At 63.7% G+C, this 15,168-nt stretch carries 17 protein-coding genes; 12 read left to right on the top strand and 5 right to left on the bottom strand.

What is annotated here, in order from left to right:
• Positions 1–34 precede the first annotated feature (34 nt).
• Both gyrA and FJ414_RS07245 read right to left on the bottom strand, forming a co-directional pair.
• Complete coding sequence (gene gyrA / locus FJ414_RS07235) at positions 35–2,824, bottom strand: DNA gyrase subunit A (protein WP_140642864.1); 2,790 nt, start codon at positions 2,822–2,824, stop codon at positions 35–37.
• A gap of 385 nt (positions 2,825–3,209) precedes the next feature.
• Positions 3,210–4,037 carry an AraC family transcriptional regulator gene (locus FJ414_RS07245; protein WP_140642866.1) on the bottom strand — a complete coding sequence of 276 codons (828 nt, stop codon included), beginning with the start codon at positions 4,035–4,037 and terminating at the stop codon, positions 3,210–3,212.
• Between the two features lie 85 nt (positions 4,038–4,122).
• Between FJ414_RS07245 and FJ414_RS07250 the strand changes: the two genes are divergently transcribed.
• From FJ414_RS07250 to FJ414_RS07260, 3 genes are all read left to right on the top strand, one after another.
• Positions 4,123–4,653, top strand: a complete 531-nt coding sequence (locus FJ414_RS07250; RefSeq protein WP_140642869.1) for a hypothetical protein — start codon at positions 4,123–4,125, stop codon at positions 4,651–4,653.
• Positions 4,654–4,685: 32 nt separating this feature from the next.
• On the top strand, positions 4,686–5,063 hold the full coding sequence (locus tag FJ414_RS07255; RefSeq protein ID WP_140642871.1) for a VOC family protein: 378 nt from the start codon (positions 4,686–4,688) through the stop codon (positions 5,061–5,063).
• A 94-nt stretch (positions 5,064–5,157) separates the two neighbouring features.
• Positions 5,158–5,787 (top strand): MarC family protein, encoded by a 630-nt coding sequence (locus FJ414_RS07260; protein WP_140642873.1) that lies wholly within the window; start codon positions 5,158–5,160, stop codon positions 5,785–5,787.
• Between the two features lie 43 nt (positions 5,788–5,830).
• Here FJ414_RS07260 and FJ414_RS07265 read toward each other — a convergent pair whose 3' ends face one another.
• From FJ414_RS07265 to FJ414_RS07275, 3 genes are read right to left on the bottom strand one after another with little or no spacing between them, the layout of a single operon-like run.
• Positions 5,831–6,265 (bottom strand): OsmC family protein, encoded by a 435-nt coding sequence (locus FJ414_RS07265; RefSeq protein WP_140642875.1) that lies wholly within the window; start codon positions 6,263–6,265, stop codon positions 5,831–5,833.
• 22 nt (positions 6,266–6,287) lie between these two features.
• Positions 6,288–6,686: a DUF2306 domain-containing protein gene (locus tag FJ414_RS07270; RefSeq protein ID WP_140642877.1), complete on the bottom strand. Its 399-nt coding sequence runs from the start codon at positions 6,684–6,686 to the stop codon at positions 6,288–6,290.
• Between the two features lie 34 nt (positions 6,687–6,720).
• Entirely contained in the window at positions 6,721–7,239 is a 519-nt protein-coding gene (locus tag FJ414_RS07275) for a single-stranded DNA-binding protein (RefSeq protein WP_140642880.1), read from the bottom strand.
• A gap of 194 nt (positions 7,240–7,433) precedes the next feature.
• On the opposite strand from FJ414_RS07275, the gene FJ414_RS07280 reads away from it, so the two are divergent.
• The 9 genes from FJ414_RS07280 (at position 7,434) to FJ414_RS07320 (ending at position 15,056) form a co-directional block, all read left to right on the top strand.
• Positions 7,434–7,814 carry a cupin domain-containing protein gene (locus FJ414_RS07280; protein WP_246672318.1) on the top strand — a complete coding sequence of 127 codons (381 nt, stop codon included), beginning with the start codon at positions 7,434–7,436 and terminating at the stop codon, positions 7,812–7,814.
• 44 nt (positions 7,815–7,858) lie between these two features.
• Positions 7,859–8,173, top strand: coding sequence for a metalloregulator ArsR/SmtB family transcription factor (locus FJ414_RS07285; protein ID WP_140642883.1), 315 nt, complete (start codon positions 7,859–7,861; stop codon positions 8,171–8,173).
• Entirely contained in the window at positions 8,170–8,643 is a 474-nt protein-coding gene (locus FJ414_RS07290; RefSeq protein WP_140642885.1) for an SRPBCC domain-containing protein, read from the top strand. Before FJ414_RS07285 ends, FJ414_RS07290 begins: the two co-directional genes overlap by 4 nt.
• 20 nt (positions 8,644–8,663) lie before the next feature.
• Complete coding sequence (locus FJ414_RS07295; RefSeq protein ID WP_140642887.1) at positions 8,664–9,266, top strand: ATP-dependent Clp protease proteolytic subunit; 603 nt, start codon at positions 8,664–8,666, stop codon at positions 9,264–9,266.
• A 76-nt stretch (positions 9,267–9,342) separates the two neighbouring features.
• On the top strand, positions 9,343–9,624 hold the full coding sequence (locus FJ414_RS07300) for a hypothetical protein (RefSeq protein WP_140642995.1): 282 nt from the start codon (positions 9,343–9,345) through the stop codon (positions 9,622–9,624).
• Positions 9,625–10,439: 815 nt separating this feature from the next.
• Positions 10,440–13,361, top strand: a complete 2,922-nt coding sequence (uvrA, locus tag FJ414_RS07305; protein WP_140642889.1) for an excinuclease ABC subunit UvrA — start codon at positions 10,440–10,442, stop codon at positions 13,359–13,361.
• On the top strand, positions 13,361–13,771 hold the full coding sequence (locus tag FJ414_RS07310; protein ID WP_140642892.1) for a DUF302 domain-containing protein: 411 nt from the start codon (positions 13,361–13,363) through the stop codon (positions 13,769–13,771). Before uvrA ends, FJ414_RS07310 begins: the two co-directional genes overlap by 1 nt.
• Positions 13,768–14,226: a GNAT family N-acetyltransferase gene (locus FJ414_RS07315; protein ID WP_140642895.1), complete on the top strand. Its 459-nt coding sequence runs from the start codon at positions 13,768–13,770 to the stop codon at positions 14,224–14,226. Before FJ414_RS07310 ends, FJ414_RS07315 begins: the two co-directional genes overlap by 4 nt.
• 26 nt (positions 14,227–14,252) lie before the next feature.
• A complete protein-coding gene (locus FJ414_RS07320; RefSeq protein ID WP_140642898.1) occupies positions 14,253–15,056 on the top strand; it encodes a DUF72 domain-containing protein in 804 nt (267 codons plus the stop codon).
• Positions 15,057–15,168: the final 112 nt, after the last annotated feature.

Below are 15,168 nucleotides of genomic sequence, written 5' to 3' on the forward strand. Positions count from 1 at the left end.
CCGGCCCAAAGGGCCTGTTAAGCCGGATGAAAGCCTATTCGCTCCCGCCCATATCGTCGTCCGCGCCAGTCTCGCTCGAAGACACCTCCTCGACCTCATCGTCGGCCTGCGGCTCCGAAATCCGCTCCACCGACACGACCTTCTCGCCTTCGGCCGTGTTGAAGATCGTCACGCCCTTGGTGGCCCGGCTGGCAAAGCGTATGCCGTTGACCGGCACGCGGATGACCGTGCCGCCATCCGAAACCAGCATGATCTGATCGTCATTGCCGACCGGGAAGGTCGCGACCAGCCGGCCGATCTCAGCTACCTTCGACACATCGGTGGCGCGGATGCCTTTGCCGCCGCGGCCCGTCAGCCGGAAATCGTAGGAAGACGAGCGCTTGCCGTAGCCATACTCGGTCACCGTCAGCACAAGTTTTTCATGCGCCCTAAGGAACTCGTAGCGCTCCTCGGAAAGCTCGGCTTCCTCGCCGATTTCCTCATTGGTGAGCGCAATCTCCTCCTCCTCGGCCGCGCCGCCGGCGGCAAGCCGGCGCTCCGCCGCGGCGCGCTTCAGATAGGCGGCGCGCTCGGCGGGTGACGCATCGACATTCTCGATGATGGACATCGAGATGATGCGGTCGGTCTCGGCCATGGTTATGCCGCGCACGCCGACGGAATTGCGGCTCTGGAAGACACGCACATCGGAGACCGGGAAACGAATGCACTGGCCGGAATTCGCAGTCAGAAGCACATCGTCATTGTCGGTGCAGGTCTCGACGCCGAGGATCTCGTCGCCCTCTTCCTCCAGCTTCATGGCGATCTTGCCGTTGCGGTTGACCTGCACGAAGTCGGACAGCTTGTTGCGGCGCACGGTGCCGCGCGTGGTCGCGAACATAACGTCGAGCTCGCCCCAGCTGGTTTCGTCCTCCGGCAGCGGCATGATCGTCGTGATGCGCTCGCCCTGCTCGAGCGGCAGCATGTTGATCAGCGCCTTACCGCGCGATTGCGGGTTGCCGATCGGCAGCCGCCAGACCTTTTCCTTGTAGACGATGCCGCGCGAGGAGAAGAACAGCACCGGGGTGTGCGTGTTGGCGACGAACAGGCGGGTGACGAAATCCTCTTCCTTGGTCGACATGCCGGAGCGGCCCTTGCCGCCGCGGCGCTGCGCCCGGTAGAGCGAGAGCGGCACGCGCTTGATGTAGCCCGAATGGCTGACCGTGACGACCATGTCCTCGCGCTGGATCAGGTCCTCGTCTTCCATATCCGAACCGCCGTCGGTCAGCTCGGTGCGGCGCGGTGTGCCGAACTCGTCACGGACCGCGATCAACTCATCCTTGACGATCTGCTGGATGCGCGCGCGTGACGACAAAATATCAAGGAAATCAATGATTTCAGCGCCGATCTGGTTCAATTCGTCGGCGATCTCGTCGCGGCCGAGCGCGGTCAGGCGCTGCAGGCGCAGGTCAAGGATGGCGCGCGCCTGTTCCTCGGACAGATTATAGGTTCCGTCCTCGTTGATGCGGTGGCGCGGATCGTCGATCAGCTGGATCAGCGGAGCGACGTCGTGTGACGGCCAGCGCCGCTCCATCAACTGCTCACGCGCCGTCTGCGGATCCGGCGCGGTGCGGATCAGCTTGATCACCTCGTCGATATTGGCCACGGCGATCGCCAGGCCGACCAACACATGCGCCCGCTCGCGCGCTTTCCGCAGCAGGTATTTGGTGCGGCGGCTGACAACTTCCTCGCGGAAACCGACAAAGGCCTTCAGCATGTCGATCAACGTCAGCACTTCCGGCTTGCCGCCGTTGAGCGCCACCACATTGGCGCCGAACGAGGTCTGCAGCGGCGTGAAACGGTAGAGCTGGTTGAGGACGACGTCGGCCACGGCGTCGCGCTTCAACTCTACGACGACGCGGTAGCCCTGGCGGTCACTCTCGTCGCGGATGTCGGAAATGCCCTCGATGCGCTTGTCGCGCACCAACTCTGCCATCTTCTCGATCATCGAGGCTTTGTTCACCTGATAAGGAATCTCGGTGACCACGATGGATTCGCGGTCATTGCCGCGCTGCTCGATCTCGACGCGACCGCGCATGACGATCGAGCCGCGGCCCGTCGAATAGGCGTTGTAGATGCCCGAACGGCCAAGCACGATGCCGCCGGTCGGGAAATCCGGACCGGGCACGATCTCCATCAGCGCCGTCAGGTCGATCGCCGGATTGTCGATGAGAGCGATGGCACCGTTGCAGACCTCGACGAGATTGTGCGGTGGAATGTTGGTGGCCATGCCGACGGCGATACCGCCGGAACCGTTGACCAGAAGGTTCGGGAAACGGGCCGGCAGCACCTTGGGCTCGCTGCCGGACGCATCGTAAGTATCCTGGAAATCGACAGTTTCCTTGTCGATGTCCTCCAAGAGCTCATGCGCGACCTTGGTCAGCCTGGACTCGGTGTAGCGCATCGCCGCCGGCGGATCGCCGTCGATCGAGCCGAAATTGCCCTGACCGTCGATCAGCGGCACGCGCAGCGACCAGTCCTGCGCCATGCGCACCAGGGCGTCATAGATGGAAGCGTCGCCATGCGGATGGTATTTACCCATCACGTCGGCGACCGGGCGGGCCGACTTCACATATTTGCGGTTCCAGTGGTAGCCGCTCTCATGCGAGGCGTAGAGGATGCGGCGATGCACGGGCTTGAGGCCGTCGCGCACGTCGGGCAGCGCGCGGCTGACGATCACGCTCATGGCGTAATCGAGATAGGAGCGCTGCATCTCCTCGATGATCGAAATCGGCTCGATGCCGGTGGGGCCGCCGTCCGGCCCGCGCGGTGTCTTCTGGTCGGTCAAATCAGGTCACAATCCAGTCGGGAATCACTGCATGCTTATATAGGAAACCTTGCCGAAACTCCAATGTCGGCCGGACTTTTCCAGAGACAATTTTGATGGTAATTTCAAATGGATACCGCTGATTGCGACGATATGGCCACAGTCGTTTTCGCCGTCGTGCGGCAAGGTCGGCGATGGATCGGGCAAAAACCGCAAGCGCAATGAACCTGGCCTCATGGTTGCCTTTGCGGACGCTGGGCGGCTGGAGTGTCAGGGACCGCGAAGAACTTCGACAAGGCGATGAAGCAAGCGCTCGTTCTGGCCAAAGGTAAGGACGCGGATTACCTGCCGGGCTGGTGCGGCCCGACATCGGACTGACGATAAATCCGGCTGACAGCGACAGACCTCATCGGCCCGTGCGGCGGGCGCGATAGGCGCCGGGAGCTTTCCCCATCTCGCGCCGGAACCGGCGGTTGAAGGTCGACAGATCGTTGAAACCGGCGTCGAAAGCGATCGTCGAGATCGCGGCATTTGACGTGCGCAGTTGCACCGCGGCACGGTGCAACCTCGTCCTCAGCAGGAACTGGTAGGGCGTCATGCCGGCAACGTGCCGGAAAATGCGCAAGAAATGATAAGGGCTGGTAGCCGTGCCGTCGGCAAGCTCGGTCAGCGACAGCGGCCGTTCGGCATTGAGCTCGATCAGCCGCACCGCCTCGGCAACGCGTTTCTGGTCGCGACGGCTGGGTATCCGGGTAGGTCCGGAGAAACCTGTCGCAGCGGTGGCCACCGCGCCGGCCATGCGCAGGCCGAGTTCCTCGAACGCTCCGTCGTCACCGGTTTCTCGCGCCGCCTCCGCCTCGGCCAGTAGCGGCGCCAGCGCCGGCCGGGGCGGCAGGCGCGGATCGGCAAAGCCGAGCCGTTTCGCGCCCGGCAGTTCGGCCACGACGCGCTCCAGATAGGCCGGCGAGAAATGGAAGGAGAGGCAGCGGTCGCCGGCGCCGTGCTCATGCCCGCATTCGTAGCAGGCGCCGGGGTTGCCGAGCAGGATGGCGCCCGGCGCCAGCATTGCCGTGCCCTGGCTCGTGCGATAGCGGAACGTGCCCCTGGTCACCGCGGCGACGCAGAAGCTCCGATGCTCTTCCTCGAACGGCCTGTCGCCGGCGACTGCCGTGCAGATCACGTCGAACACCTGCCAGCCATGTCCGCAAGCCAGAGTTTTCTGCGCGGTGGTCATGGCTGAAGGATAGCAATTTTTCCCAAGCGAAGAACCCAGCCATGCCGCTATTGCTCGCCCTCTCCTGACAAACGAGGCAGCAACAATGACCGATCCCTTTGCCGAGGCCCTGCACAGCGACGGCTCCAATCCGGATCTTGCCGAAAAACTGAAGCTCTACGGCCGCTTCATCGGCGCCTGGACCTTCGACGCCACGCGCATTCTCGAAGATGGCACCAGGCTCACCGGGCGCGGCGAGGTGCATTTCGGCTGGGTTCTCGAAGGCAGGGCCGTGCAGGACGTCTGGATCCTGCCCGCGCGCGACGCCGGCCCCTCCCCGTCGCTCGGACCATGGACCTTCTGCGGCACGACGTTGCGCGTCTACGATCCCGGTGCCGACGCCTGGCACATCTTCTGGAGCGATCCGCGCAACCAGTATTACAGCCGGCAGCTCGGCCGCGCCGAGGACGACACCATCGTCCAGGTCGGCGCCGACGGCACCGGCGCGTCGGTGCGCTGGAGCTTTTCGCGCATCACCGGGAACTCGTTTCGCTGGCTCGGCGAACGCTCGCATGACCACGGCTTGACCTGGCGCATGGAGGTGGAATTCCTGGCCCGCCGCACGACTCCAGCCTGAGCGATCAACCAATTGTAATCATGGAGGAAACAATGCTTGACCATGTCTCGATCGGTGTCCGCAACGCCGGCGCTTCGAAACGCTTCTACGATGCCGCGCTCGAGCCGCTCGGTTATTCCTGTCTCAGCCAGTCGCCCGGCTCCCTCGGTTATGGCGCCCAAACAGTCCAGCTTTGGGTGAACGACGCCGAACGGCCGGTTCCGGCCGAAGCGGAGTCTGGCTTGCATTTCTGTTTCTCGGCGTCGACGCGCGCCAGCGTCGACGCCTTTCACGCCGCGGCATTGCATGAAGGCGGCAAGGACAACGGCGCGCCCGGGCTCCGGGCGGCCTATGGGGACAACTACTACGCCGCCTTCGTTATCGACCCGGACGGCTACCGCCTGGAAGCCTTTTGCGGCAGGCCCGAATAGCCGGCTGTTTTCCCCTTCCGCGCTGTTTCCAGCGCCTGGGCTTTGCTCTACCAATTGCAGAGTCTGGGCTTCGCCCGGCGGGAGGGGACCAGCGATGCCGAGTTTCGACAGCCTGTTCAACGCCTTCGTCACCATCCTGGTGACCATCGACCCGCCGGGGCTGGCGCCGCTCTTCCTCGCCGTGACGCGCGGCATGAACCGCGAGGAGCGTCAGCAGGTCTCGGTGCGCGCTTCGGTGATTGGCTTCCTGGTCATGGCGCTGTTTGCGATCGCCGGCGCCTCGATCCTGTCGGTGTTCGGCATCACGCTGCCGGCCTTCCGCGTCGCCGGCGGTTTTCTCTTGTTCTTCATCGCCTTCGAGATGGTTTTCGAGCGCCGCCAGGACCGCAAGGAAAAGATCGGCGACGTCGCCATCACCAAGGACATGATCCACAACATCGCCGCCTTCCCGCTGGCGATCCCGCTGATCGCCGGCCCCGGCGCCATTTCGGCAACCGTGCTCTTGTCGGGACATTTCGAGGGCTTTGCCGCCCAGGCAGCGCTGGTCAGCATCATCTTCCTCTGCCTCGTCATCACCTATCTGGTGTTCGTGCTGTCGGAACGCATCGACCGCATCCTCGGCCAGACCGGCCGCTCGATCCTGACCAGGCTCCTGGGCGTGATCCTCGCGGCGCTCGCCGTACAGTTCGTGGCCGACGGCGTCAGGGCGCTGATGGCCGCTTGAGCAGTACCCTACTGCCTACTGCCTACTGCCTACTGCCTACTGCCTACTGCCTGCCTACTGCCGCCGTTTCGACCACTTCAAAATCATGCGTGATGGTCGCCGTCTTCGCCATCATGGCGCTGGCCGAGCAGTATTTCTCGATCGACAGGTCGATCGCGCGTTTCACCTTGTCGTGCGACAGGGTACGGCCCTTGACGATGAAATGCATGTGGATGCGCGTGAACACTTTTGGATCGGCCTCGGCCCGGTCGGCGTCGAGCTCGACCACGCAATCCTCGACCGCCTCGCGTCCTTTCTCGAGGATGTGCACGACGTCATAGGCCGAGCAACCGCCGGTGCCGATCAGCACCAGTTCCATCGGGCTCGGTCCGGGTGTCCGGCCTTCCGGCCGGTTCGCCGTGCCCAGCACGACCTTGTGGCCGCTGCCGGATTCGCCGACGAAGGTGCGTTCCTCGACCCATTTGACGCGTGCTTTCACGTTGATCTTCCTTACGAGGCTCCTACTGGCCGAACACGACGGCATGCATGATCCGGCCGGGCAGCAGCGTGAAGATGCCGGCGCCGACCAGCGCGAACAGATAGAGCTTGATCATGGCGCCGCGATGCGCGGTCACCTTATGCGTGTGCGCATACCAAGCCGCCAGCGGCACGGTGACCAGCACCAGAATCGACAACAGATGGATCGGACTGAACGGGCCGATGAGCCGGATTTGCTGGATCCAGAAACTGGATATGGCGATGACCAGCATCAGCGTCACCCAGGCATAACCCATCACCCGGTGCCGCGTATTGCCCTTGGGCAGCGCCAGCTGGGCGCCGCCCACGGCGAGCGCGGCGAAGGCCGCGAATGCATGCCATGGAATGGGAGGAGGCGCCGACAGAAGCGGTCCGAGCGACATCGCGCCTTCCCTTCAGACGACTGTTTCGAGACGCTTAGAACGGGATCTCGTCGTCCAGCTCGCGCGACGAGCCGCCGCCACCGCCGCCCCTGGAACCGCCACCGCCGCCACGGCCTTCATTCGGACCGGACTGGCCGAAATCCGAGCCACGGCTGCTGCCGCCGCCGGAATAGTTGCCGACCTGGCCGCCGCCGCCCTCGCCGCGCGCGTCGAGCATTTGCAACTCGCCCCGGAATTTCTGCAGCACGACCTCGGTCGTGTATTTGTCGGCACCGGTCTGGTCTTGCCATTTGCGGGTTTGCAGCTGGCCCTCGACATAGACCTTCATGCCCTTCTTCAGATACTGCTCGGCCACCTTGGCGAGCTGGTCGTTGAAAATGACGACGTTATGCCACTCGGTCTTTTCCTTACGCTCGCCCGAGTTCTTGTCGCGCCAGCTTTCCGACGTGGCGATGCGAATGTTGACGACCGGATCACCGGAATTCAGGCGGCGGATTTCAGGATCCGCTCCGAGATTGCCGACCAGAATGACCTTGTTGACGCTACCCGCCATCTTACTTCTCCGCGCTCATCCGAAACAAATTTTAAGTCGCTCACCTTACAGCCTGTGGGTCGCCGCCGCCCGCACAGGCTGGCTTTTCCCACAAGGTTTTTGTTCTCTTTTCGTTCTAGTCCTGGCCGCAGCCTCTGTCAAGGAATGTCAGCAACAGGTAGTATTCCTGCGCAGGAAACAAGGGGGACATCGGAATGAACATTGTTTCGCATCAGGATCAGCCGCGCGAAACGTGGCGAGCCGGAGTCGAAACCCGCATGCATGTTGCCGCCATCAATGGCGCGACCGGCCTTTGTATATTCGAGCAGTGGGTCGGATCAGGTACCGGCGCGCCGACGCACGCGCACACGGTCGAGGAAGTGCTGACGGTGATTGCCGGCGAAGCCGAAATGTGGATCGACGACCGACGCGCCGTGCTCACGGCCGGGCACTCGCTGATCATTCCCGCGCACTGCAAACATGGCTTTCGAAACGTCGGTTCCGGCACGCTTCACATCCAAGCCGTGCTCGCATCGCCGGTGTTCGAGGCAAGCTTCGACGGAGCCGCGGCGCCGGTGAGACGCTGGACATCTTAAAACAACACTTGCCAAATCAATAAGTATCGACTTATGCTTCTATCATGATCGAAGCAGAGATTTTCCGCGCTCTGGCCGACCCGACGCGACGCGCCGTCTACGAGCGGCTGACCGCCGGCGAGATGAGCGTGAGCGAACTGCGCGCCGGCATGAGCGTGTCGCAGCCGGCGGTCTCCCAGCACCTTGCCGTGTTGCGTGGCGCCGGGCTGGTGGTCGAGCGGCGCGCCGGCCGCAACGCCTATTACCGCGCCGATCCGCAAGGGCTCGACCCGCTGCTCGGCTGGATCGAACGCTACCGCGCCTTCTGGCCGGAACGCATCGAGAAGTTGAAGACCGTTCTGAAGGGAATGGACCAATGACCAAAGCAGGGAACCCGACAGCGGCCGAGACGCCGCTCAGCTTCGAATGCGACCTCCCCGAGCCGCCTGAAAAAGTCTGGCGGGCACTGACCGAGCCGGAGCTGCTCGCCGCATGGCTGATGCCGAACGACATGAAGGCGGAAGCCGGCAGCCGCTTCGCCTTTGCCGGCCCGGATGCGCCGATCGAATGCGAGGTGCTCGAGGCCGAGCCCGGCAGGCTGCTGCGCTATTCCTGGCGCGAGCGGCCTGGCGCGGACGATGGCGAACTCCCGGCCTTCGACAGCATCGTCACCTTCACGCTGGCGCGCACCGCTTCCGGCGGCACGCATCTCAGCATCGTCCATGACGGCTTCGCGCAGGCAGCGCAGCCTCTCGTCGCCATCTCGGGCGCCGGCTGCGGGCTTTCGCTCGATGCGCGCAAAAATCCAATCGCCGCCAATGCGCCCTGCATGATGCTGCGCGCGGCCTGATCAGATCGAGGAGAAAAGCGATGAGCATTGCCAATCTGGTGCCGATGGTGATCGAGCAGTCGAGCCGCGGCGAACGCGCCTTCGACATATTTTCGCGGCTGCTGCGCGAGCGCATCGTCTTCATCAACGGGGAGATCAACGACAGCGTCTCGGCGCTGGTCTGCGCGCAGCTCCTGTCGCTGGAATCCGATCATCCCGACAAGGAGATCTCCATCTACATCAACTCGCCCGGCGGCATGGTGACCAGCGGCTTCGCCATCTACGACACCATGCAATACATTTCCTGCCCGGTGTCGACGGTGTGCATGGGTTTTGCCGCCTCGATGGGCTCCTTCCTTTTGATGGCCGGCAACCCGGGACGGCGCATCGCGCTGCCCAACACCCGCATCGTGCTGCATCAGCCGCTTGGCGGCTTCCAGGGCCAGGCTTCCGACATCCAGCGCCATGCCGAGGACATCGTGCGCACCAAGCAGCATATGACCGAGCTCTACGCCAAGCATTGCGGCCGGACCTATGAGGAGGTCGAGCGCACCCTCGACCGCGACTATTTCATGAGCGCCGCGGAAGCGAAGGACTGGGGTCTCGTCGACCACGTCTACGACACGCGCAAGAAAGCTGCCTGATATCGCGGGCCGGACGCGCGGCAAATTGATCGCCCTGCGTCTGGCTTCGCTCCAGCCGCGCCTCTATAGTTCGGGCATGCCCAAGCTGTTGCAAACCAGACATTTGTGCGTTGCCGCCGCCGCGCTTGCCGGCGCGCTGACGGCCGGTGCCGCGGTTGCCGACGACAGCTCATCGCAGAAGCTGCCCGGCGTCAGCGGCGACTACCGTATCGCCAAGCCGGCGCCGCAACCGGAACCGGATGACGCCCTGCCGGCCGGCAACGACGGCTCGTTCAGGATCGGCAACACCGATGTCAGGATCGGCGGCAGCATAACCATCGATATGGCGACGGGCGGCATGAAGCTGCCGAACCGCTGAGCGTCCTGCCCCGGAAATTTGTCGGATTGGGTGGTGCCCTCAGCACAGTCGGCGCCTGTGGCGGTGCAGGCCAAAGAACGTAAGAGCAAAAAATGTAAGCCCCATCCCTGCTGTGCAGATGGATGGGGCTTCATGGATCTGAAATCCAACTTTAGCCGGGAGTGGACTGCCGGCGTTCTGTTTCGGATGCAACGCGGCGTTCAACCGACGATCCGACTATCGTCTCTAATTGTAGGGAATCGGCAAGTCACGGTTTGTCGGGCTGGCGTTTCAAGTCTGCCCTGGCACTTATGCCCGCCGCGGCTCCATCTCCGTGTGGAGCCTCAAAGGACTGTCCGGTGGCGTCATGCTCCGCTCCTGGGTCCGTTGCGACAATGTCGTTCGAAGCGCTAATCGCTATCGCCTGCGGCGTCTCGCAGGCCGCCAGTTGGGCGGCGAGGCCATCGAAAGACGGCCGGCTTCGTTGACGCTTCCGAGACTGCTCCCCCCAGTCCGACACGTCAACCGTTGAATAGCCGGTTACCGAAAAATGTGATCGCGGAGGTTACGTCCAGGTAAGAGGTTACGTCCAAGTAAGTCGGGCGCCTTCGTGAACCGGTTCGGACGCGGCGCAAGCGCTCTCTGTTTCCACAGTTTTGTCAGGAGCGTGTTCGGCCTTTGTTCTTTCCGCTTGCCCGCTCGCGCGAAAGGCGGTTAAACGCTTGTTGTCGAGATGTGCGGCGTCACTCGACTTGGCGGCGAAACCACCTACATAAGGGATGGCCGGGGAAAACCCGCCAATCCACCACATTCCAGATCTGAGGCGGCGACCGGCGATGGCCGACCATAAATACCTTTCCATTCGCGGGGCGCGCGAACACAATCTCAAGAACGTCGATCTCGACCTGCCGCGCGACAGCCTGATCGTGATGACCGGACTGTCGGGCTCCGGCAAGTCGTCGCTCGCCTTCGACACCATCTATGCCGAGGGCCAGCGCCGCTATGTCGAGAGCCTGTCGGCTTACGCCCGCCAGTTCCTGGAAATGATGCAGAAGCCGGACGTCGACCAGATCGACGGCCTGTCGCCCGCCATCTCGATCGAGCAGAAGACCACCTCGAAGAACCCGCGCTCGACGGTCGGCACGGTCACCGAAATCTACGACTACATGCGCCTGCTTTTCGCGCGTGTCGGCATTCCCTATTCGCCGGCCACCGGCCTGCCGATCGAGAGCCAGACGGTCTCGCAGATGGTCGACCGGGTGCTCGCGCTCGACGAAGGCACGCGCCTGTTCCTGCTGGCGCCGATCGTGCGCGGCCGCAAGGGCGAGTACCGCAAGGAACTGCTTGAGCTGCAGAAGAAGGGCTTCCAGCGCGTCAAGGTCGACGGCGTCTTCTACGAGATCGCCGACGTGCCGGCGCTGGACAAGAAGTACAAGCACGACATCGACGTCGTCGTCGACCGCATCGTCGTGCGCGGCGATCTGGCAACCCGGCTTGCGGATTCGATGGAGACCGCGCTGAAGCTTGCCGAGGGCCTTGCCGTGGCCGAGTTCGCCGACCGGCCGCTCGACGCCAGCCTGACCGGCGAGGACTCGGTCAACAAGTCGAAGAACGAGACGCATGAGCGCATCCTGTTCTCGGAGAAGTTTGCCTGTCCGGTATCTGGCTTCACCATTCCGGAGATCGAGCCGAGGCTGTTCTCCTTCAACAACCCGTTCGGCGCCTGCCCGACCTGCGATGGCCTCGGCAGCCAGCGCGCCATCGATCCCAACCTCGTGGTGCCGGACGAGAACGTTTCATTGCGCAACGGCGCCATCAGCCCGTGGGCGAAGTCGACCTCGCCTTACTATGCGCAGACGCTGGAAGCGCTGGGCAAGGCTTATGGCTTCAAGCTCGGCGACAAGTTCAAGGACCTCAGCGCGGAGGCGCAGGACGCGGTGCTGCGCGGCACGGGCGAGCGCGAGATCACCTTCCAGTATGACGACGGGTTGCGCTCCTACAAGACGACCAAGACTTTCGAGGGCGTCATCCCCAATCTCGACCGGCGCTGGAAGGAAACGGAATCGGCCTGGATGCGCGAGGAGATCGAGCGCTTCATGTCGGCCACCCCCTGCCCGGCCTGCAACGGCTACCGGCTGAAGCCTGAAGCGCTGGCGGTGAAGATCGGCGGCAAACATATCGGCGAGGTCACGGAGCAGTCGATCCGCAAGGCCGATCAATGGTTCACCGATCTGCCGGGTGAGCTCAACGACAAACAGAACGAGATCGCGGTCCGCGTGCTCAAGGAAATCCGCGAGCGGCTGCGCTTCCTCAACGACGTCGGCCTCGACTATCTGACGCTATCGCGCAACTCCGGCACGCTGTCGGGCGGCGAGAGCCAGCGCATCCGGCTGGCCTCGCAGATCGGCTCCGGCCTGACAGGCGTGCTCTATGTGCTGGACGAGCCGTCGATCGGCCTGCACCAGCGCGACAATTCACGCTTGCTCGAAACGCTGAAGCATCTGCGCGATATCGGCAATACGGTGATCGTGGTCGAGCATGACGAGGACGCCATCCTGCATGCCGACTACGTCGTGGACATGGGCCCCGCCGCCGGCATCCATGGCGGCGAGATCATTGCTCAGGGAACGCCGCAGCAGGTGATGGCCAATCCCAATTCGATCACCGGCAAATATCTGTCGGGTGCGCTCGAAGTGGCGACGCCTGGCGTGCGGCGCGAAGCGAAGAAAAACCGGCGCATCAAGGTTGTCGGCGCGCGCGGCAACAATCTGAAGAATGTGACGGCGGAAATCCCGCTCGGCACCTTCACCGCGGTCACCGGCGTGTCGGGCGGCGGCAAGTCGACCTTCCTGATCGAGACCCTGTTCAAGGCGGCCTCGCGCCGCATCATGGGCTCGCGCGAGCATCCGGCCGAGCATGACCGCATCGAGGGGCTGGAATTCCTCGACAAGGTCATCGACATCGACCAGTCGCCGATTGGCCGTACGCCGCGCAGCAATCCCGCCACCTATACCGGCGCCTTCACGCCAATCCGCGACTGGTTCGCAGGCCTTCCGGAAGCCAAGGCGCGCGGCTACCAGCCGGGCCGCTTCTCCTTCAACGTCAAGGGCGGCCGCTGCGAGGCCTGCCAGGGCGACGGCGTCATCAAGATCGAGATGCACTTCCTGCCCGACGTCTACGTCACTTGCGACGTCTGCCACGGCAAGCGCTACAACCGCGAGACGCTGGACGTCCTATTCAAGGGCAAGTCGATCGCCGACGTGCTCGACATGACGGTCGAGGAAGGCGTCGATTTCTTCTCCGCGGTGCCGGGCGTGCGCGACAAGCTGGAGACGCTGAAGCAGGTCGGCCTCGGCTACATCCATATCGGCCAGCAGGCGACGACTTTGTCGGGCGGCGAGGCGCAGCGCATCAAGCTCGCCAAGGAATTGTCGCGCAAGGCGACCGGCAAGACGCTCTACATCCTCGACGAGCCGACCACCGGCCTGCACTTCCACGACGTCGCGAAGCTGCTCGAAGTGCTGCACGAACTGGTCGACCAGGGCAACACGGTGGTGGTGATCGAGCACAATCTCGAGGTGATCAAGACCGCCGACTGGGTGCTCGATCTCGGCCCCGAGGGCGGCGACGGGGGCGGCGAGCTGGTGGCGTCGGGCACCCCGGAAGCGATCGTGCGCGAAAAGCGCAGCTACACCGGGCAGTTCCTGAAGGAGCTTCTGGAGCGCCGTCCCGGAGGCAAGCGCGAAGCGGCCGAGTGATGACGAACAACGGTCTCGTCTCCGTCGAAAGCCGCTTCGGCGTCACAGAGACGATCGATAGGCTCGTTGAAACCATCACGCGCGCCGGATTGCGCGTCTTCGCACGGATCGACCATGCCGCCGGCGCGCATGAGATCGGTGCGCCGCTGCGTCCAACCGAATTGCTGATTTTCGGCCATCCCAAAGGCGGCACGCCGTTGATGCAGGACAAGCAAACAGCCGGCATCGACCTGCCGATCAAGGCGCTGGCCTGGGAGGACGAGCAGGGCAAGGTCTGGCTGTCCTACAACGACGCGCAGTGGCTGGCGGAGCGCCATGGCCTCGGCGACGCCAGCCGCGACGCCGTTGCGACGATTGCGGCAAGCATGAAAAAGGTTGTCGCGGCCGCTGCCGGAGTGGACCAATCATGAGACTGGCCCGCCCCGACGATCTCGCCGCCGTCGTCGCGCTAACCGCCGAGGCCTATGCGCCTTACACGCCCATCTTCGGCGGACCGCCGGTCCCGGTCACCGAGGATTATGCGCCGCGCATCGAGCGCGGCGAGGTCTGGCTGCTGGAAGAAGGCTCACAGCTCGCCGGATTGATCGTCATCGAGCGTCATCCCGACCACGCCATGATCTTCAGCGTCGCCGTCGCGTCAGCTTTCCAGGGCCGGAAGCTCGGCATTGCACTGCTGGCTTTCGCCGACGAGCAGGCGCGGTCATGGGGCGTGCCGGAGGTGCGGCTCTACACCAATTCGCGCATGGAGCGGAACATCGCGCTCTATGCGGCCTACGGCTATCGCGAAACGGGTCGCCGGGCCAACCCGTACCGATCAGGATGGATCCTGGTCGATATGGTGAAGCCGGTCGACCGAGCGGCCTGATCGCATTTCAACGGAGGAGGAAGACGATGAGCCAAGGAAAGATCCGCTCCGGCATGGGCGGCTGGACTTTTGAGCCCTGGGATACCTCCTTCTATCCGGAGAAGCTCGCCAAGGCCAAGCAGTTGCACTATGCCAGCCGCCAAGTGCCGAGCATCGAGGTCAACGGCACCTACTATTCCAGCTTCAAGGAACCGACTTTCGTCAAGTGGGCCAACGACGCGCCGGACGGCTTCGTCTTCTCGCTCAAGGGCAACCGCTTCGTCACCAACCGCCGCGTGCTTGGCGAGGCGGGAGAGTCGATGATGCGCTTCCTCGGCTCCGGCGTCGCCGCGCTCGGCGACAAGCTCGGCCCAATCCTGTGGCAGTTCGCGCCGACCAAGAAATTCGACGCCGATGACTTCGAGGCCTTTCTCAAGCTTCTGCCGGAAAAGCAGGACGGCGTGGTGCTTCGCCATGCGCTCGAAGTGCGCAACGACAGCTTCATCGTGCCCGAGTTCCCGGCGCTGGCGCGCAAGTACAACGCCGCGATCGTCTATGCCGACCACGCGAAATATCCGGCGATCGCCGATGTCACCGGCGACTTCGTCTATGCGCGGCTGCAGACCGGCAGCGACGACAACCCCGACTGCTACACGCCGAAAGGCCTGGACGAATGGGCGGGACGGGTGAAGACATGGGCACAAGGCAAGCAACCCGCCGACCTGCCGCGCGCCGATCCCAAGACCGATGCTCCGGTCAAGCCGCGCGACGTGTTCGCCTACTTCATCACCGAGGGCAAGGTGCGCGCGCCATTCGGCGCCATGGCTCTGATGAAGCGGATCACCGATTGAGGCGAGCCTTCACTGCGGCCATATCCTTTTGTTTGAGCATCGGATCCTGCCTGCCTGGCGTCGGCTGCGCCTTGCCTCCGGCAGCTTCGTCGGAACTTACGGGGCGTCTTGA

The organism is Mesorhizobium sp. B3-1-6 (genome assembly GCF_006439555.1).
In the GTDB taxonomy this organism is placed as follows: Bacteria; Pseudomonadota; Alphaproteobacteria; order Rhizobiales; family Rhizobiaceae; genus Mesorhizobium.